The sequence below is a fragment of the Marinobacter sp. B-21 genome (assembly GCF_056857895.1).
On record NZ_JBSXNZ010000089.1, the window covers coordinates 80810 to 100741 of the forward strand.

Consider the following 19932-nt stretch of genomic DNA (forward strand, 5'->3'; position numbering starts at 1 on the left):
AAAATGTGATCTCCGCGAGGGTAGATACCGGTTTTATGTTTTATTGTCAGCAGCCGCGCAGGGACATTCGCCCCGCGGTCATTCACTTTAGCGGTTTACACTGCTTTTCGCATCCCGGGGCCTTCTGAAATGAGACATTCCTACCTGTTCGCCGCAACTTCCATTGTGACCCTGGTTCTGGCAGGGTGCGACCCGGACACCTCCGGTGGTGGCTATCTGAACCCTGCAACCGACGTAGACCTGCCGTTGGAAACCTTCCGGCTGAGAGACACTGAAGGGCTGGACTCGGTTCTGCAATACACAACCTTCCAGGACCTCTACCGGGGCATGGAGCCGGCAACCGAGGGCAACGATAACGGAAGCGCCATGGCGATTCGAAATCATCTGGATAACTTCCTGGGTACAGAGCCGGATTCCGGAGGGTCCGATTACATCAGCTTGCGCAACCCTCTCGACCTCATCAATGAGGTGATTCGCTCAGGCCAGGTGGATAACTTCAATGAGGGGCGTCGCCTGATGCGGGACAGCATTGAAAGGGACGAAGCCGCAAGCTTTAACACTCCGGCCAACGACGCACTGATCCGGTTCACCGAAACTGGAAGCGAGGACAGCGCCTCACAAGCCGACAGCACCTGGATCTACGTGATGCTGGACTGGACTTACAACCCTGCGATGAAGAAAGTATTTCGTGCCAGCCAGTTTGTTGCCAGGCAACCGGCCGAGGATGACGAGAGCCCGGCAGAAGTAGCCAGCGCGGCCTGGAGCGGCCGATTCAGCTCGAATACGTTTGGCACCACCGGATTCAACCAACCGGAATTTTCCGCCACAAGTTATACCGGTCGCACCCTTGGCAATGTGGAGCTTCTTCAGGAATTCATGGAAACCCAACGCGATACCCTGACACTCACTAACGCCTCAGGAATTGTCATTAACGGGGACGAGCCGGATTGCGTGAAAGTCATAATAAATTACGGGGAGACGCGGGCCCGGGTTTTTACCTCGAAAGACGAACCCGCCATGCTGGAAGAGGGAGACGCAAGAACGCGCAATCCGCAGCATTGCGGAAACCAACGGAGTGGAGATGAAGCTTTTATCTACACTACGATCAACGTCGAAGATCGTCAGTGACCCTCTTCGCGCAGATCCCAGTTCCGCAGAAAACCCTTTTTCCGGTCGATCATCCGCTCATAGGTGGAAATCATGATCGCCGCGTGCGGGGCTTTAACTAAACGAAGCGTTTCAATCCGGCGCTCAAGGCGCTCTACTTCCGAACGCACCTGCTGATGCACATGATTGCGAACACTGTCATGATGATCCAGCCTGACCTCGCGGGAGACAGGCTGGTGGCTGGGTAGTGTGGGTTTGTCCATTCGGCCTCTCGTCCATTGAGTCGTGATAGATCCTTTTCCCATTTCGTAAGTCTGCACAACTGTCAGACAAAGCGCAATGAAAATGAATAGAGTTTCATTTTTAGGGTGATCGGATTATCTGGTTGATACATCAACCTACTGCTGGTGCATGCTTCCCTCGCTAATTCCAGCAAGAACCCCACACGCCTCAACTTCCCGGTCATCGTTGCAACTCGCTCTCAGTGAAACGAGTTGCTTCTCAAGCGCTTGCAGAGCGGTAATCTGCGACCGCACATGAGAGATGTGATCATCGAGCAAGGCGTTGACGGCAGTACAAGGCTGATGAGGGTCGTCCTGATAGCTCTGTAGTTCGTGAATCTCAGCCAATGAGAGGTCCAGGATTCTGCAGCGACGGATGAAGGCCAGCCGCTCACTATGCTTCTCGGTATAGACACGGTAACCGTTTTCCTGCCGATCAGGCGGCGGTAACAAGCCCTGCTGTTCATAGAAGCGGATCGTCTGTGTATCGACCCCTACTAACCGTGCCAACTGACCAATGCGCATCAGACTCCTCCTCAACGGATTCTCTCCGCTTTGTTGACCTTATAGTGGCTATATGGTTTTAAATGATAACCCAATAATGTTCAAGTGGAGTCGTATCATGAGCAAAACCTGTGGAGACGCCTGTGGCTGCGATGCAACGCCCCCAGCGGATACCGATATGCGGGACTCCTCCGAAGCATCGGGGAAATGGGTCAGCGTTTATGCCGTGCCGAAGATGGACTGTCCATCAGAAGAACGAATGATTCGCCTGGCCCTGAACGGCTTTGAAGATATTCGGACGCTGTCGTTCGACCTGTCGAACCGTCGGTTGGAGGTCGTGCACGACGGCGAGGTCGAGCCCATCACCGCGAAACTGACGACCTTGAGGCTAGGAGCCTCGCTTCAGGAAACTGTTGCTGCCGATCCGGAGACAATCAAGGCCGCCGAGTCCTCGGCAGCCTCTGCTACGCAAGAGTCCGGCACCCTGCGTTGGTTGCTCGGCATCAATGCAGTCCTGTTCGTGGTGGAAATGACTGCCGGTCTGATTGCCCAGTCCACCGGCCTGATTGGCGAGTCCCTGGACAATTTTGCCGATGCGGCAGTGTACGGGCTCGCCCTTTATGCCGTTGGGCATAGCGTGAAAATGCAGGTACGTGCCGCGCATCTTGCTGGTGTACTCCAACTGATCTTGGCTGTTGGCGTACTCGCAGAGGTGGTGAGACGCTTTTTATTCGGTAGTGAACCCGAATCGCTGATGATGATGGCTATCGCATTCGTCGCATTGATTGCCAATACCATTTGTCTGCTGCTGATATCCAAACACCGAGAGGGCGGGGCGCACATGAAGGCAAGCTGGATATTCTCGGCTAATGACGTGGTAATCAACGTGGGCGTCATCGCCGCTGGCGCCCTGGTCGCGTGGACCGGATCCAATTATCCGGATCTGATAATTGGTACCATCGCGGGGGTTGTCGTGCTTAACGGTGCCAGGCGTATTCTGGCGCTCAAGGGTTAAATAATGTCCATTATTGGCAAAAATCTCTCGCCGTATGCCCTGTTGTCCATATGAATACGTGGAGAAGGAATCTTTCAACCACCCCTACACCTTCGTGGCAGCCCAGACCGGCCTGGACGAGAAGACGGTACGGGAAATATTCAACGCCCGCGCCGAGTTCCTGGGTCGCTGGCACCGCTTCGAGACGCCCCGCATTTTGGGCATCGACGAGCTGTACCTGAACAAGCGCTACCGCTGCATTCTGACCAACATCGAGGAGAGGACCCTGCCCGATCTGCTGGCCACCCGCCGTCAAAGCCGTGCTGCCACAAGCCCGAATCGTCGTCGATAAGTTCCATCTGGTGCGCATGGCCAACGATGCCCTGGATGAGTGGAAAATCCGTATACCCCATTTTTATTTATGGGCTGGCAGAATCCGCATGCGGCTCAGGCAACAGAACCCCTGCTATAGTTCCCTGTAGACAAGAAATTTCCCACCCTTACAGGAGCTACCATGACCCAGACATCCGTGGCGGATACCCTGCGTGAATACCTGTCACTGCTGGAACTGCTGGACGATGCCTACTGGGAAGCCAGCAGCATTCATCACAAGGACATGCTGTATGACATCATCAGCATCTTCAGCCAGGAAGTGGCCGAGATCAACAAGCTCAGCATCCAGGATCACCACTATCCCTACGAAGTGATTACGGAAGGTATCAGGCGGGTTGTCCCAAAACTGGAACGGCTGGATGAAAACCGGGAGGACGTGATCCAGCGCACCCAGACACTGACCGATTTCCGCGACATACTGTCGTCTGTGCTGGGCATTCTGGAAGCACAGCTGCGAACCATGTGAGGCCTCCGCCTCAGGCGGCAATCATCGGTCGCCGGTGCTCCGGGATCAGTGGGAACCGGTTGCAGACAGTGTAGACAAACTTCCCCAGTGCCGGCAGGTGATGGCCAACAATCGGAAAGCCGGTGTTGAGCAGGCTGACCGAGATATCCCGGGCAGCATCGGCCCAGCACAGCTTGTTGATCAGACCAACATGGCCAAAGGCAAACCGGCTCTGCTGTCCCCAGAGACCCACCGGATTTCCGCCCAGCATCATGCCGGCACTGAACCGCATGGGCACCATCATGGTCCGGTCGATCTGGAGCGAGCCGAACTGCTGGATGGCACGACGAATGGTGAGCTCACTGCAGACCCGCCGGCCATTCCAGAGGCCCCCGTTCAGCATCATCTGGAAAAAACGCCCCATTTCTTCTGCTGTCCCACACAGGTTCCCTGCCGGGATCACAGCCTCCTGAAAGCGGGGGTCGCTGGCAACCCTCTCAACTGTCCGGATGTCGCCACCCAGGGCCCGGTTTACTATCCAGGAAACCGGGAACCTGGGCGTCGGACCGGTGGCGTAATTACTGGCCAGATCATTCAGGTGCTCGGGGGCAATGCCATAGGTAAACCATTTCATGCCCATCGGCCGGCGCAGGTGCCGGTCGAGATAGTTTTCGATGGTGTCCCCGGTGACACTCTCCAACACCCGCTGTAACACAAAGCCACCGGTGATGGCATGGTAGGCAACCTTGGCACCGTCCACTTCCACAGGCCTGGCCGCGCATAACAGGCGCCAGATCTCGTCGCGATCCCACAACACATCAATGGGCGTTTCCCTCGGAATGGCCGGAATACCGCCGCGGTGGGAGAGGATTTGATGGACCGTGATGGTCCGTTTCCCATTACTGGCAAACTCCGGGCAATAGTAGGACACCGGATCCATCAGGTTAACCAGCCCCTGTTCCGCCAGAATATGCATCAGCAGGGCAGTTACCGCCTTGGAGGCGGAAAAGTAGCAGATCGGTGTATCGGTGGTCATCGGAACCCGGACCGCATTCGGGGGGTCGTGCGGTCCGTTGCCGGTGGCGTGGCCAATGGCGCGATGCAGGATCTGTTCGCCCTGGTGGCGAACAGAAATCTGGATTCCGGGGTGCACTCCTGTCCGGTAAAGCCCCTGGACGCTGCGCCAGATCGTCTCGACAGTCTCTTCACTGACACCTGCGGCTGCCGGATTTTCACCCGCAGCGTCCCGGAAGGTGACGGTCTCGAGATCTCCGGGAATCTGGCAGGTGTGAAGCGCACGACGGGCAAATCGGTTCATCTGGTCAAACCTTTATCAAGATGGTTGTTTTTATTCTATCTTCAATTCAGCCGACACAAATGACATTGGCCGGATGGCGTCCGGGCCAGCGTCAACGACTCCCCCCGGCAAGGGCCTCAGGACTCATTATGAACCTGGTCGTGGAGGTGCGCCATGGCCACACAGTTACGGCCCCAGCCCTTCGCCAGATACATTGCCTTGTCCGCGGCGGCACACAGTGCTGCCCCGTTCTGGGCGTGTTCGGGGTAGACCGCGACACCGACGCTGATGGTCAGTGGCACGGTTTTTCCGTCGCCCAGTGGCTGTGGCGCCCCGGCTACTTTGCGGCGCAAACGCTCGGCGGTGTCACGTGCTTCGTCCAGACCCATTTCCGGCAATACAATCACAAATTCTTCGCCCCCGAACCGACCGATGGAATCGACACTGCGGACGCTGCCCAACAGCAGACGACTGATAGAACGGAGCACCGAATCACCCGCGGCATGGCCGTAGGTATCGTTAACGTCCTTGAAATGGTCAAAATCAATCCAGAGCAAAGCCATCGGTCGCTGGTAACGCCTGGCCCGCTCCAGCTCCTCCTCCAGAACCCTCGACATTTCCCGCCGGTTGAAGAGTCCGGTCAGTGGATCCCGGGTCGCCAGTTCCTCCAGCTCGGATTCCAACTCCTTGCGGTCGGAGATGTCCAGGACAATGCCCTCGAGCACGACCGTGCCGTCCTCCTCCTCAACACCCCGGCCACGCTCCCAGACCCAGATCCGGCTGCCGTCCTTACGGGTCAGGCCATATTCCAGTGAAAACGATTTGTCGTTCGCCAGTGCCGCCTTCACTTCGCAGAAGATACGCTCACCGTCCTCGTCGTCCATCAGGCTGGCATAACTGGTTACGCGGTTTTCTATCAGTTCCTCCGGCTCGTAACCCGTCAACCGGGCACAACCCCGGGAGACAAACAGCATGGTCCATTGGGGATCGTACCGGCACCGGTAGGCCATGCCCGGGAGGTTGTCCATCAACACCTGGAGCTGGCGCTCCCGTTTACGCAGCGCCAGACGCTGGCCGTGCTGCAGGGCCAGCAGCGCCCGGTCCCTGGTGAGCTGGCGGAAAAGCACCGAAAACAGCACCAGGCCGGTCGTAAGGACAAAAAAGAAGCCTTTCCAGGTCTGAACCATAGACAGGGTCTTCGGGTCCGGAAACCAGACCTCGGCAAGGGCATCGGAAAACATAATCCAGGCGAAGCCGGCGATCAGGTACACCGTAACTGCCCAGCCGGCCCGACGCAGAGGCGTCTGATTGCTGCTCAAAGTACTCATTCCCCGATGTTTCGCCCCTGAAGGCGCCATGGACACACTGTCACCAGCGTTTGGATTTTCATGATGTACGAAAAATAGTCATAAGGGGACTTCAAGTCGAGGGCCAAATGTCATTACCGGTAAAATCAGCGGGGTTCCTGTCCCTCTCCGCCCGCCAGCGAGCAGTTGTCGCTCTCGTCCTTAGCTGATCTAATCCCGGAATCCAGTCATTCCGAAGGAGCCGAGCATGACGCCGGGCATCAACGCCGCACGCAAGGCCAACGTGGCCCATTCCATTCACGAGTATGACCATGATCCGTCCAGCGAGAGCTACGGCACGGAAGCAGCCGAGAAAATGGCCGTTGATTCCGCCCGGGTGTTCAAGACACTGGTGGTCGCCATTGATGGCAAGGAGCTTGCTGTCGGCGTGGTTCCGGTGACCACCATGCTGAACATGAAGCTGATTGCCCGGGCAGCCCGCGGCAAAAAGGCCGCCATGGCCGACAAACAGTCTGTACAGCGCAGCACCGGTTACGTATTGGGCGGAGTCAGCCCCCTGGGCCAGAAAAGAAAACTCAAAACCTTTATTGATGCGTCCGCCCGGAATTTCAAAACCATTTTTGTCAGCGCAGGCCGCCGGGGTCTGGAAATCGAACTGGCACCGGGCGACCTGGCCCGGCTGACCGGAGGCACCTTTGCCCCGTTGCATCAGGAGTAAGCGATGAATCACGCCACGGGGTGGTTGCCATCGACGATGCATGGAGGGCAATTCTCTTCAGCGTGCTGCTGGTATTCGCCGAATGTTCATTTTGCCGCTGGTTATCGGCTCCACCGGCATAAAAAAGCCCGTAAGACCAACACAGTCTAACGGGCTCCCGACGGAGGGCCGGGCGTGATTCCGTATCCTTATTTCACAGACGCTCGCGCATCGGCAAGGATCTTGTTGAAGGTTTCGCTCGGCTGCATCACCTTGCAAACCTCCTCCGTCGGCGGATGGTAGTAACCACCGAGATCAGCCGGATGGCCCTGGATCACACTCATTTCCTCAAGGATCTTGTCTTTGTTCTCTTCCAGCTGTGTGGACAGCTTACCGAAGAACTCCTTCAGCTCCTTGTCCTCGTCCTGGTTGGCCAACTCTTCCGCCCAGTAACGAGCGAGGTGGAAGTGGGAACCACGGTTATCCAGCTCACCGGTAACACGGGACGGCGACTGGTTGTTCTCCAGCAGGCGCTCGGTGGCCTTGTCCAGGGTCTGGCCCAGCAGGCAGGCGCGATCGTTCTTCTGTTTCTCGCCCAGCTCGTCCAGGGATACCGCGATGGCCAGGAACTCACCCAGGGAGTCCCAGCGCAGGTGGTTTTCCTGCAGCAATTGCTGTACGTGCTTGGGCGCGGAACCGCCGGCGCCGGTCTCGTAAAGGCCTCCACCGTTCAGCAGCGGAACAATGGACAGCATCTTGGCACTGGTGCCGAGCTCCAGGATCGGGAACAGGTCGGTGAGGTAGTCACGCAGTACGTTGCCGGTCACGGAGATGGTATCCAGTCCGCGGATCAGGCGTTCCATGGTCCAGCGGATGGCGCGAACCGGCGACATGATGTGAATCTCGAGGCCTTCGGTGTCGTGCTCTTTCAGGTAAGTCTCGACTTTCCTGATCAACTGGGCATCATGGGCACGCTCATCATCCAGCCAGAACACGGCCGGCATGCCGGTTGCACGGGCGCGGTTGACGGCCAGCTTGACCCAGTCCCGGATCGGCAGGTCCTTGGTCTGACAGGCGCGCCAGATATCACCCTGCTCAACGTTGTGCTCGGTCAGTACGGTGCCGTCTTCGGTCACGACACGGACAATGCCGTCTTCCCTGATTTCGAAGGTTTTGTCGTGGGAACCATACTCTTCCGCCTTCTGGGCCATCAGGCCGACGTTCGGCACCGTCCCCATGGTGGTGGGATCAAAGGCACCGTGGGTCTTACAGAAGTTGATCACTTCCTGGTAGATGGTGGCGTAGGTGGACTCGGGCATCACCGCCTTGGTGTCCTTGAGCTTGTTATCCCGGGCCCACATCTTGCCTGAGTTACGGATCATCGCCGGCATGGAGGCATCGACGATCACATCACTGGGCACGTGCAGGTTGGTGATGCCCTTGACGGAATCGACCATGGCAATTTCCGGACGGTGCTCGTAGCACGCATGCAGGTCTTCCTGGATCTGCTCCTGCTTGGATTCCGGCAGCTGCTTGATCTTCTCGACCACGCTGGAAAGCCCGTTGTTCGGGTTAACGCCGATTTCGTCGAACAGGTCGCCGTACTTATCGAACAGGTCCTTGTAGAAAACCTTCACCGCGTGACCAAACACGATCGGGTGGGAGATTTTCATCATGGTGGCTTTCACATGCAGGGAGAACATGACGCCGGTCTTTTCGCAGTCTTCGATGGCATCTTCGAAGAACTTCACCAGGGCCTTCTTGCTCATGAACATGCCGTCCAGCACTTCGCCTTCCTGCAGCGGCAGGTCAGACTTCAGAACGGTCTGTTCGCCCTTCTTGTTCTCGAACACAATGCGCGCGTTGGTGGCCTTGTCCAGGGTCACCGACTGTTCACTGGAGTAGAAATCGCCACCGCGCATGTGTGACACGTGGGTACGGGAAGCAGGACTCCATTCGCCCATGGAGTGCGGGTACTTGCGGGCAAACGCCTTGACCGCGGCCGGAGCCCGGCGATCAGAGTTACCTTCACGCAGCACCGGGTTTACCGCACTGCCGAGGACTTTGGCATAGCGGGACTGGATTTCCTTCTCTTCGTCAGTCTCGGGGTGTTCCTTGTACTCGGGAACCTTGTAACCCTGTTCATTCAGCTCCTTGATAGCCGCACGCAGCTGCGGGATGGAGGCTGAGATGTTCGGCAGCTTGATGATATTGGCGTCGGGGTCTTTGGTGTAGTCGCCCAGTTCGGCCAGGGCATCCGGAACCCGCTGATCTTCTTCCAGGTAATCCGGGAAGGTCGCCAGAATACGCGCCGCGAGAGAGATGTCGCTGGTTTCAAACTCGATACCAGCCGGCTTGGCGTAGGTTTCCAGGATCGGAAGAAGTGACCGCGTCGCGAGGACTGGTGCCTCATCGGTCAGTGTGTAGACAATCTTGGCTTTGGATGATGTCATTTTCGTCCTCAGGCTAATGGGTGGGTTCAGGACGGTCATGGCGGGGCCAGGCGTCTCTTGAACGCCTGGCCTGAGCGATGACTGATTAGGAACTTTTGATAGACTGACTAAGATACCATTTTTTCGTAAATTTTGGTTACGATCTTAGTATAAGAACAGACTAAAAATGCCTGATCTTCGATTACAAGACGATGAAATGGCGGGAATTTACGAAACTTTCTAACATTGCCTTGGAGTAGACGCGGGGCGGGTAAAGCCTCCCAAAACACGCTCCTTGCGGCACATCCCTGTGGCGCTTGGGCTCCGCCATCCATGGCTCCGCACAGTTTTGGGAGGCTCCACCCGTCCCGCTGTTGGGCTATTCAGGTGAGTTCCGAAGGAAGAATCTCGCCCGTTTTCAGCGACTTATTGTCAACAAAACCAGCCTTATTCCGGCAACAACCCGACCGCAGCCAACCGCTCCCGAATATGGTCCAGGGCCTCGGGATTCCCAAGAGCATCCCGGTTGTCCGCCTTTTTCGAGCCGTTGATCAACCGCGCCACCGCCAGTTCCACCTTCTTGCCGCTGCGGGTGTACGGAATGTCATTCACCTGCACGATGTGCCTGGGCACGTGGCGTGGGCTGGCGCCTTCGCGGATCCGGCTCTTGAGCTGTTTCAGCAGGTCGTCGGTGATGGCCTGGTCTTCGGCAGGGACCACCAGCAGGACCACTTCCACATCGCCTTCGATCTGGCGGCCAACCACCAGGCTGTCTTTGACTTCGGCCACGGTCTCTACCTGACGGTAGATTTCCGCGGTGCCGATGCGGACGCCGCCGGGGTTAAGGGTGGCGTCGGAGCGGCCGTAAATGATGGCGCCGCCGTGTTCGGTGAATTCGATGAAGTCACCGTGGGCCCAGACACCGGGAAAGGTATTGAAGTAGGCGTCGCGGTAGCGTTCGCCCTCTGGGTCCTGCCAGAAGCACACCGGCATGGACGGCAGTGGCTGGCGGCAGACCAGCTCACCGCGGCCGTCGCTGACCGGCTTGCCGTCATCGCCATAGGCAACGGCATCCACCCCGAGGAAGCGACACTGGATCTCACCGCGGCGCACCGGCAGCAGCGGGGTAGAACCCACGAAGCAGCCACAGATGTCGGTACCGCCGGCGATGGAGCCGAGCAGCGCATCGGGGGCGCCATCGGTGTACATCCAGTCGTAATCTTCCGGCAGCAGCGGGGAGCCGGTGGAGAACACGACCCGCAGCTTGCTCTGGTCCAGGGTTTTCGCGGGCTGGAGCTCGGCCTTGCGGCAGCCGGCGATGAACCGGGCACTGGTGCCGAAGTGAGTGACCTTCTCCTCCGCCACGGTGTCCCAGAGGAAGCTGAGGCTCGGATAACCCGGGGAGCCGTCGACGGTAATCACCGCCGCGCCGGTCATCAGGGCGGAGGCCTGCCAGTTCCACATCATCCAGCCGCACGTGGTGAAGTAGAGGAACCGGTCCTCCGGGCCCACATCGCCGTGCAGCATCAGTTCCTTGGCATGATTCACCAGCAGGCCGGCGTTGCCATGGACGATGCACTTGGGTTTACCAGTGGTGCCGGAGGAGTACAGGATATAAACGGGATGGTCCGGTGGCAGCGGGGTGAACGAGGGCGGCTTGCCAGCACCGAAGGTCAGAGCGTCTTCCCAGGTGGTAACCAGGTCACCCGAAACAGGCGCTTCGTCCGGCAGTTGCTGGACACTGACGACGGTTTTAAGCGTCGGCAAGCCGTTGACCAGCCCGGCAAAGTCCTGCTGGCGGGCAAAGACCTTGCCGCCATAGCCGTAGCCGTTCACCACGATCAGTGCGGCGGGTTCAATCTGGCCAAACCGGTCGAGAATAGCACCCACGCCGAAATCGGGCGAGGCGGAACTCCACACCGCACCAAGGCTGGTAGCGGCCAGCATGCCGACCATGGCTTCATAACCGTTGGTCACGACACCCGCGACGCGATCCCCCTGGCGGATACCCCTGCTTCGCAGGAAGGCCTCCAGGGCGCCGGCGTCTGCCTTGAGCCGGGCATAACTGCGGCGCAGCACCGGCCGGGTTTCGCAATAGGCCACCACGGCCTCGCGGTCCGCATGCTCACCATCCGCCAGCCGGAGCAGGTTGGCGGCGAAGTTGAGTTTCATGCCCGGGAACCACTGGGCACCGGGCATATCGCGCTTGCCCAAGACCTGGTTAGCCGGGGTATCGCACACCAGGCCGCAGTAATCCCATACCTTCTGCCAGAAGGTATCCAGCTCATCAATCGACCACTGATGCAGGGCATGGTAATCCTCGAAAGGGCCGAAGCCCTGCTGCTCCAGCCAGGCCTTGAACTGGCCCATGCGGGAATTTTTCAGGGTGTCTTCCGAGGGAGACCAGACTACCGGTGATTGCTCTGTGTGACTCATCCGTCTCTCCTGTTACTCACTGCATGTGCCAGCCATGGCTGACCACGATGGATTGGCCGGTCAGCGCCGCGGACGGGAAGGCCGCCAGGTGCACGGCCAGTTCAGACACGTCCTCCAGCGTGGTGAACTCTCCGTCCACCGTATTTTTCAGCATCACCTTGCTGATGACCTCTTCCTCGGAAATGCCCAGTTCCTTTGCCTGTTCGGGAATCTGTTTGTCCACCAGTGGTGTGCGGACAAATCCGGGGCAGATGATATTGCTGCGTACCCCGTGTTCCGCGCCTTCCTTCGCAACCGCCCGGCACAGGCCCAGCATGCCGTGCTTGGCGGCGACATAGGGTGACTTCAGTGGAGACGCCTCCAGGGAATGCACCGAACCCATGTAGAGCATGGTACCACCGCCATTGGCGTACATCTGGTTCAACGCAGCCCGGGTGACCAGAAAGGCACCGTCAAGGTGCACGCTCATGACCTTCTGCCAATCGGAGAACGCCAGTTTGTGCACCGGGTCGATATGCTGGATGCCGGCGTTGGCCAGGGCGATATCCAGGCCGCCCCACTTTTCAACAATGGCGGCGACACCATCATCAACTGCCTTTTCATCGGTGACATCCATGGCCAGGGCCATGGCGGTGCCACCGGCCTTTTCGATGGCATCAACGGCTTCCCGGGCACTCTCCAGGGTCAGGTCGGCAACCGCAACCCTGGCGCCCTCGCGGCCATAATGTTCGGCGATGGCCCGGCCGATGCCGCGGCCGGCACCGGTAATCAGGGCAATCCTGTTTTCCAGACGCATTGTTATTTTCTCCTTAATCGTAAGCCACGCTCGGCAACCAGGTCGCGATTTCCGGTACCAGGAACACGATAGCCAGGGCTGCCAGCTGAATAATGATGAACGGCACAACGCCACGATAGATATCCGTTACCTTGATCTCCGGCGGCGCCACACCCTTGATGTAGAACAGCGCGAAGCCCACCGGCGGGGTCAGGAACGACGTCTGCAGGCACATGGCAAACAGGATGGTGAACCACACCAGGTCAAAACCGAGCTGCTGTACTACCGGTGCCACCAGGGGCAGGATGATCAGGGTGATCTCGACCCAGTCCAGGAAGAAGCCGAGCAGGAAGACAGCAAACAGGATGGTGAGAACCACGCCATAGGGGCCGAAAGGCAGGCCCAGCAGGGCGTCCTCGATCACCTGGTCGCCACCCAGACCCCGCAGTACCACGGAGAACGCGGTTGCACCCAGGAAAATGGCAAAGATGAACGCCGCCGTGCGGGTTGTCTGCTGCATGGAGGAGTTGAGCACTTCCAGGTTCAGTCGGCCAGACATCAGGGCCAACAGCAGAGCGCCCAGTGCGCCGACACCGGAAGCCTCCGTTGGTGTCGCTATTCCGGCAAAGATGGAGCCCAGCACACCCAGAATCAACGCGGCCGTCGGTACAACGGCCTTCGCCACTTCCCAGACGATGCCCCATGTCACTTTCTCCGTACCCTCCGGCACCGGCGCAATGTGCGGTTGCAGCATGGGACGGATAATGGCGTAGGTCACGTACATGGCACCCAGCATCAGGCCGGGGAAGAACGCCCCCATGAATAGGTCGCCGACCGACGCTTCGGGAACCGCCAGCCGGTCAGCCATCAGCACCAGCATGATGGAAGGCGGAATCAGGATACCCAGGGTCCCGGTGGCACAGGCCGTGCCCACGGCAAACCCCTTGTCGTACTTGTTCTCCATCATCACGGGCAGGGACAGCATGCCCAGCAGCACCACGGACGCACCGATGATACCGGTGGTCGCTGCCAGCAGTACGCCGATGACAATCACTGTAACCGCATAACCTCCGCGAACGGCGCCAAACAGTTTTACCATGCTGTTCATCAGCCGCTCAGCCACGCCAGACTGGTCAAGCATGATGCCCATGAAGATAAACATGGGCAGGGCGACAAGGGTCTCGCTGTTTACGACCTTCCATATCCGCTCAGGCACAAGCCCCATGGAGGAGGAATAGTCAAACCATAGATTGGCGCCAAAATTTTCGACCGCGATTACACCGATGACTGTCCAGATAACCGCGGTGCCACCCAACACCCACGCAACCGGGTAACCGGTCATCAACAGTGCCCCGAACGTGAGGAACATGCCGATTACAAACAGGGTTTCAAGCTCCATCAGGACGCATCCTCTTTCTTATTATCCCCGGACTCGACCCGGATTGGCTTCGGAAAGCCAAAAAGCAGGGCAGTGACTTTCAGCAGACGGGACAGGGCAGCGATAATCAGCAGCACAAAAGACAGTGCCAGAACGCCCTTGAGAATCCAGCGATAAGGAAGCCCGGCAGGTGCCTGGCTGGTTTCGCCCTGCTCCCAGGAACTGACGGCATAGGGGACCATTTCGTAGACCGCCAGCCCGAGAAACGGCAACAACAGGAACACCAGGCCAAACAGTTCAATCCAGGCCTGGCCTTTGAGCGAAAGACGCTCATGGATCACATCCACCCTGACATGATCATCCGTCACCAGGGTGTAGCCCAGCCCCAGCAACCAGCCTGCACCGGCGAGATGCCACTGAACTTCCTCCAGAGTCACCGACCCCGAGCCAAAGGCATAGCGACCGACCACGGCATAGATGATTACGCCGGTAACCACAACCCAGAGCCAGGAAGCACTCTTGCCTATGGCAGAAATCACAGCGTCCATGACCTGACTGAGCCAGGTTGTCGGAAACTCCGTGTGATGGTGAATAAACTGACCGGCGTCCGACGCCGATGCGTGCACACCTGGCGGTGAGCCTTTATCAGACACTGCCATACAACAGTTCCTCGTTCAGAAAGCATGCCATGAAACAGGGATGGCCCCGCAGGGCCATCCAGACTGGATCAGAGAGCACCGGATTATCTTCCGGTGCTCAGGGTCAGGTCAGCCCCGAACCTTACAGGTCCGCCGGAACATAGGCGCGGGTATCCCAGATCTTGTAGGTTTCCATGAACGCCTGCTGGCTTTCGTACACACGCTTGAAGTCGGCATCCTTGGACGCTTCTTCCTCAAGCACTTCCTGAGTCACGTCTTTCAGCTTGAGCAGAACGTCGCGGGGAATCTGGTCGGCCTGAACGCCCTTGTTCTGGAACTCGGCCAGAACCTTGCCATTCTTGTACTCACCCTCGGCCAGGCCACGGGTGGTGGCAGCGGTACAGGAGGCCTCAACCAACGCCTTCTGCGCCTTTGTAGCCTTGTTCCACTCATCCTTGTTGATCAGCATGTACTGGGCAGTAAATTGCTGGTGCCAGCCCGGGAACAGGTTGTACTTGACCACCTGATCAAAACCAAGGATCTGGTCAATGGCGGGCATGGAGAATTCGGTCGCATCAATGGTGCCTTTCTCCAGCGCCTGGTATAGCTCGCCGCCGGGCATCATGGTCACGGAAGCGCCCAGCTTTTCGAGCACCTTGCCACCCAGACCGGCGAAGCGAATCTTCAGGCCCTTGTAGTCTTCCAGTGTCTTGATGGGCTTGGAATACCAACCGGCTGTTTCAGGCCCGATAATGCCGCACAGCTGCGCATACACATTGAAGCCCTTGTTGGCGTAGGTTTCCTGCAGCATTTCGTGGCCGCCCCCGTAGTAGTACCAGCCAATGTAGGCCGGCGGCTTCATACCGAAGGGTACGGCCGCAAACAACGGAATCGCAGGCACCTTACCCTGGTCGTAGCCGATCCAGGTGTAACCTGCCGAAACCTTACCGTCGGACACCGACTGAAGAATATCGAAAGGCGGGACCAGCTTGCCCGGCTCATATACGCGGACCTGAATACTGCCGTCAGACGCAGTGGTCAGGTTGTCGGCAACCCAGGCAGCGGGAGCGCCGAGACCGGGAAGGTTGGTCGCGAAGGCAACCGGCATTTTCCAGCGCAGATCTTCTGCGAAAGCGGAACCTGTGGTAAGGGCGATCGCACCGGCCACACCGGCGAGAACCTTAAGAAGTTTCATTGGCAAGTCTCCTAGCGTTGTTATTGTATCTGGCCTGGCGGCGTACAACCTGAAAGGCCTAGTCTGAGTAAAGACAGAAATGCAGGAAAAGACGGACAGGGCAAAATCGGGAGTCCAACGGTTGGCGCCAGTCTTCTTCTCTGCATTGTTCTGACGTCTGCCACCGGACAAAGGCAGGCATCATGCCAAAAATAATTTTTTAATTAATTTCATATAGTTAGAAATATACAGAAGGCTCCAACAGAAACAGATCGTCCGATAATCCGGACACATTTAGACATCAGTCGTAGGTGATTGTACGGACACCAGGACAATTGTCCGTATTTCAGGACAATCTGGCGAGCTTTTCATACAGCACCGACCGGGAAATGCCCAACAGTTTCGCGGCCCGGGTACGGTTGCCGCGGCTGGCAACGAGAGCTTCTTCAATGGCTTGGGCTTCGGCCTCGGCCAAAGTCTTGGACAGCGGCCGGACAGGTTGAGGGGTCAGGGAGGAGGCCGGGCGGCTACCATTGCGAGGGAGCACCTTGAAGATGGCATCCGCATCCAGCAGACCACCATCCTCGCCCATGGTCAGAGCCCGCTCCAGAACGTTCCGCAACTCCCGGATATTACCAGGCCAGTCATAACTGCGGAGGGCTGACACACCCGCATCGGTGATCTCCCCACGCAACTCCAACCCTTCACAAATGTCTTCCAGTAGGGCCTCACAAAGCACACCCAAATCCGCCAGCCGGTCCCTCAGAGGCGGAATCGGAATCTCCAGGACGTTCAGGCGGTAATACAGATCAGAGCGAAAATCACCTTCGGCAATCATCACTTCCAGATTTCGGCTGGTGGCAGCAATCACCCGGACATCCACCGGCAAGACCTTGTTGGAACCCAAAGGTTCAATCTCCCCTTCCTGCAACCCCCGAAGCAGTTTGGCCTGCAACGGCAGAGGCATATCACCCACCTCGTCCAGGAACAGCGTACCGCCATTGGCAAGCTGAAACTTGCCTTCCCGGGTTCTCCGATCCGCGCCGGTATAGGCACCCGGGGCCACCCCGAAAAACTCCGCTTCCAGCAGGTTGTCTGGAATGGCGGCTACATTGACACCCACAAACGGCTTTTCGGCACGGGCGGAAACCGAATGAATGGCCTGGGCCAGAACTTCCTTGCCCGTTCCGGTTTCCCCAAGCAACAGCACCGGCATGTCCCGTCCGGCAGCCAGGCGAGCCCGCCGCTTGACCTCAAGTGCGGCCGGGCTGGCACCGACAAAATCGCCCAGGCTGTACCGGGTTCCTCGCGCCTTCCTCGCCAAAGCCTTGCGGGCGGCAGCCAGATCCTGATGAAGTCGCCGGTATTTAGAAACCAGCGGCGTCAAGGGTTGCAGATCGTCATACAGGACAAACGCGACCGCGCCGACAATCTGTCCTCCCTCATCGTAAAAGGGGAGCCGGGTCACCACCAGCTGTTGCTGGTTGTGCTCCATGATATCCAGCAGCAGAGGCTTGCCGGTTTCGACCACCTCCGGCATCCGGGTCTGGGGAATCACCTGACGCACCGGCTTGCCAATGACCCGCGAAGGATCTCCCAGGCCCAGCAGGTGAGAATAGCTGGCGTTGATCCAGGTAATCCGGGCGTCCCGGTCCACGGCGATGGCACCGGCACTGGCCTCCTCAAACATCGGAAACAGGGCTTCAATCAGGTCCCGGGTCAGGCCACTCTTGTTCTTATCGGTAAACAGCTCTGTCATGTACCGTGCACCAATGGGTTGGGTGTCATTCATGGTAAAAACCCCGGCACCCGGCACGCCGGATGCAGTCACGGAAGTATATGGGGCCCCCGGAGCGGGGGCAAACAAAGCCGGCCCGACACCAGCCCGGGCCGGCGAGCGGCGCGGTTACTCCGGGATCCGGAGCTGGTTATCCGCAAACACAATGCGGTCACCCTGGTCCGGGGCAGGATTGATTGCCGGCAGATTCACTTCCGCCAACGGTGTTGTGATGGCACCCCGGGGCACGGTCCGGACCACCTGACTCGGTGGCAACGGCTGCTTCTCCGTCAGATTCGCCCAGACCAGATCCAGCGCCTGGAAGTAGTAGTGGTGCAGCGGAACATAGCGGTCGGCAACGCCCGGGAAACCGTTGAGCACGTCCAGATGATGGGCGTTCAGGATTTCGTAGTACCGCAGGTTGCCCTTACTGCCTTCCACCCGCTGGTTCAGACCAAAGTAGGGCCGGGAGGTGTGATTAATCGGCAGGATGGCATCGGCGCGCCCGGTAACGAAAACCGCCGGCTTACCCTGCAGATCACCGGTAGCACGCACTTCAGCGATGCCCTCGGCAATGACCGATGCCAGCTCGGCTTGCGGACCTGTCAGGGCCGCACCCGTCACCGCGTCGCTACCCTGGGCAAGGCTGCGCAGGCACAGCAGGGCATCAAGGCCGTAATCGGGCTGACTGGAACTGGGCGAGGCACTGGCTGCGAGGTTGGTGGGCTGGCCCTCAGCGCTGTCATACACAATATTCACCCCGGCTGACGGCGGAATGCCGTTACTGGTCGCAAACAGGGCCGCCTCGGCGGCGGGCGCCAGTTGCGTCACCGCCCAGGCTGAATCGGTGGCGGCCAGGCTGAGGTCACATACCCGGTCTTCAACACCGGCGCGGCCGTAGGCATTGGCGTAGGTCAGCGAAATGCTCTGGGCCACGGCCAGCCCGAAGTGCACCGGCGCCAGCAGGTTCTGCTCAGGCTGAACCCCGAACCCCTCGTTCAGTATGCGCAAGGCATCGGTGGCCCGGTCGTCCAGGGTGGCACCGGTCACCAGCCCCTTATTGGCGAGCGAGTTACAGATGTTCTCGCCGATCACCGGAGGATTGAACGCCGCGTTCAGTGGCGCGGTGTCACGAATCGCCGGCGCCTGGTTGGCGCAACCCTGGTACACGGCCAGGGCCGTGGTGTAGTCCAGCAGGCTTCGGCTGTGCTCGGTAATCACCGGGCCTTCTCCCTGGCGGATGGTAAAGCTCCGGTCGACCGCCGGATTGACGTTTGGCTCGGATACGGCGATGCCATCAATCAGGCCATTCTTATCCTGTTCGGCGGCACGAATTGAAGCACCGCCGCCGTTGGACACACTGGACGCGATCACCAGAGTGTTCTTCGGCTTGATGGTCCGCAGAATCTCGCCATTGCCCAGCTCCCGGCCAAATTTTTCATTCAGCACGTAAAAGCCGAACTCGATGGACTGCAGCACATGGCGGCCCCAGTCTGCTTCCGGATTGGCCTTGGAATGGGCGTGCTTCCAGGCAAAGCGATCCGGCCAGCTGCTCTCGAACGCGGCCCTCTCTGCGTCGGTAAGGTCTGCCCGGAACTGAACGGCCCCGTCCGTGGCGCTCAGGGTGCCATCAATGCGTTGTGCGCTGTTGGTGGCAAGGTTGTGCGCACCGGTTCCCGTACCCTTGTCGGTATACACCACGGCACAGCCTTTCTTCAGACCCCATTCCCCGGCCGTGCCAATTGCACCGTAAATGCCACGGGAACCGGAGGACGGTGCCGTTACCATGCACGGGCGATCCGGATCAAAACTGTCTGGCACCTGGGCCATCACGGTCACCGGTACATCGGTACCAGGCACGGACATAAAGGCAATAAACTCCTCACCGGGAATCAGACCTTCACCGCCGCTACCCACCTGAGGACCAAAGAAGGTGCCGTAGCCGCCGCCCGGCGCAGTATCGACCAAAGCCCGGTAGTTGTTGTAAATCGCCAGACGCCGGAGTTCGGCGGCAGTGGGGTTGAGGGGATCAGCGAACGCCGGTGCCGGGCTACTGCCAAGACCAGTGGCACCCAGTCCTGCCGTCAGCAGGTCATCGGTAATGCCATCGTAGCTGGATTGCTGAATATCGCCCTGGACGAAATCAGGAATTTCATTGAACGGGGACTTGCCGTCCTTGCAGGCAGTCAACGCAAACCCCGTGGCGCCGATCAGGGCGAAGAGCATCATTCGTTTCATGGTCGTTCCTTGTTTGTTGTTGTTAACGAACGGGCCAGGCCCTGAGCCAGGCCCCGGGG

General features: G+C 58.7%; 16 protein-coding genes and 1 pseudogene. 5 read left to right on the top strand and 12 right to left on the bottom strand.

Annotated elements, in window-relative coordinates; all coding sequences use genetic code 11:
* The first annotated feature begins 129 nt into the window (after positions 1-129).
* On the top strand, positions 130-1128 hold the full coding sequence (locus tag AC13C0_RS20355) for a hypothetical protein (RefSeq protein ID WP_341580909.1): 999 nt from the start codon (positions 130-132) through the stop codon (positions 1126-1128).
* Here AC13C0_RS20355 and AC13C0_RS20360 read toward each other — a convergent pair.
* Both AC13C0_RS20360 and cadR read right to left on the bottom strand, forming a co-directional pair.
* Entirely contained in the window at positions 1122-1370 is a 249-nt protein-coding gene (locus AC13C0_RS20360; protein ID WP_341580910.1) for a hypothetical protein, read from the bottom strand. The two genes, AC13C0_RS20355 and AC13C0_RS20360, sit on opposite strands and share 7 nt — an antisense overlap.
* Positions 1371-1505: 135 nt before the next feature.
* Positions 1506-1913, bottom strand: a complete 408-nt coding sequence (gene cadR / locus AC13C0_RS20365) for a Cd(II)/Pb(II)-responsive transcriptional regulator (protein ID WP_117618870.1) — start codon at positions 1911-1913, stop codon at positions 1506-1508.
* 97 nt (positions 1914-2010) lie between these two features.
* On the opposite strand from cadR, the gene AC13C0_RS20370 reads away from it, so the two are divergent.
* The 3 genes and pseudogenes from AC13C0_RS20370 (at position 2011) to AC13C0_RS20380 (ending at position 3745) form a co-directional block, all read left to right on the top strand.
* The gene (locus tag AC13C0_RS20370; RefSeq protein ID WP_117618871.1) at positions 2011-2907 is read left to right on the top strand and encodes a cation efflux transmembrane domain-containing protein; all 897 of its coding nucleotides are present in this window, start codon (positions 2011-2013) and stop codon (positions 2905-2907) included.
* A gap of 31 nt (positions 2908-2938) precedes the next feature.
* Positions 2939-3275: pseudogene (locus tag AC13C0_RS20375) on the top strand (transposase); the annotation flags it as partial.
* A gap of 125 nt (positions 3276-3400) precedes the next feature.
* The gene (locus AC13C0_RS20380; RefSeq protein ID WP_099618196.1) at positions 3401-3745 is read left to right on the top strand and encodes a hypothetical protein; all 345 of its coding nucleotides are present in this window, start codon (positions 3401-3403) and stop codon (positions 3743-3745) included.
* Positions 3746-3755: 10 nt separating this feature from the next.
* Here AC13C0_RS20380 and AC13C0_RS20385 read toward each other — a convergent pair whose 3' ends face one another.
* Together AC13C0_RS20385 and AC13C0_RS20390 are read right to left on the bottom strand one after the other, a co-directional pair.
* Positions 3756-5042, bottom strand: a complete 1287-nt coding sequence (locus AC13C0_RS20385; RefSeq protein ID WP_117618872.1) for a serine hydrolase domain-containing protein — start codon at positions 5040-5042, stop codon at positions 3756-3758.
* Between the two features lie 116 nt (positions 5043-5158).
* A complete protein-coding gene (locus tag AC13C0_RS20390; RefSeq protein WP_482954919.1) occupies positions 5159-6349 on the bottom strand; it encodes a sensor domain-containing diguanylate cyclase in 1191 nt (396 codons plus the stop codon).
* Between the two features lie 226 nt (positions 6350-6575).
* Between AC13C0_RS20390 and ybaK the strand changes: the two genes are divergently transcribed.
* A complete protein-coding gene (gene ybaK / locus AC13C0_RS20395) occupies positions 6576-7046 on the top strand; it encodes a Cys-tRNA(Pro) deacylase (RefSeq protein ID WP_117618874.1) in 471 nt (156 codons plus the stop codon).
* 188 nt (positions 7047-7234) lie between these two features.
* Here ybaK and AC13C0_RS20400 read toward each other — a convergent pair whose 3' ends face one another.
* From AC13C0_RS20400 to AC13C0_RS20435, 8 genes are all read right to left on the bottom strand, one after another.
* Positions 7235-9478 carry an NADP-dependent isocitrate dehydrogenase gene (locus AC13C0_RS20400; RefSeq protein WP_341580911.1) on the bottom strand — a complete coding sequence of 748 codons (2244 nt, stop codon included), beginning with the start codon at positions 9476-9478 and terminating at the stop codon, positions 7235-7237.
* 426 nt (positions 9479-9904) lie between these two features.
* Entirely contained in the window at positions 9905-11893 is a 1989-nt protein-coding gene (locus tag AC13C0_RS20405; protein WP_117618876.1) for an acetoacetate--CoA ligase, read from the bottom strand.
* A 16-nt stretch (positions 11894-11909) separates the two neighbouring features.
* Complete coding sequence (locus AC13C0_RS20410; RefSeq protein ID WP_117618877.1) at positions 11910-12689, bottom strand: 3-hydroxybutyrate dehydrogenase; 780 nt, start codon at positions 12687-12689, stop codon at positions 11910-11912.
* A 13-nt stretch (positions 12690-12702) separates the two neighbouring features.
* Positions 12703-14067 (bottom strand): TRAP transporter large permease, encoded by a 1365-nt coding sequence (locus tag AC13C0_RS20415; protein ID WP_117618878.1) that lies wholly within the window; start codon positions 14065-14067, stop codon positions 12703-12705.
* On the bottom strand, positions 14067-14705 hold the full coding sequence (locus AC13C0_RS20420; RefSeq protein ID WP_482954920.1) for a TRAP transporter small permease subunit: 639 nt from the start codon (positions 14703-14705) through the stop codon (positions 14067-14069). The genes AC13C0_RS20415 and AC13C0_RS20420 overlap by 1 nt, the downstream gene beginning before the upstream one ends.
* A 121-nt stretch (positions 14706-14826) precedes the next feature.
* Complete coding sequence (locus tag AC13C0_RS20425) at positions 14827-15879, bottom strand: TRAP transporter substrate-binding protein (protein WP_482954921.1); 1053 nt, start codon at positions 15877-15879, stop codon at positions 14827-14829.
* Between the two features lie 325 nt (positions 15880-16204).
* A complete protein-coding gene (locus tag AC13C0_RS20430) occupies positions 16205-17650 on the bottom strand; it encodes a sigma-54 interaction domain-containing protein (RefSeq protein ID WP_482954922.1) in 1446 nt (481 codons plus the stop codon).
* Positions 17651-17764: 114 nt separating this feature from the next.
* Positions 17765-19873 (bottom strand): 3-hydroxybutyrate oligomer hydrolase family protein, encoded by a 2109-nt coding sequence (locus tag AC13C0_RS20435; protein WP_341580916.1) that lies wholly within the window; start codon positions 19871-19873, stop codon positions 17765-17767.
* Between the last annotated feature and the right edge of the window lie 59 nt (positions 19874-19932).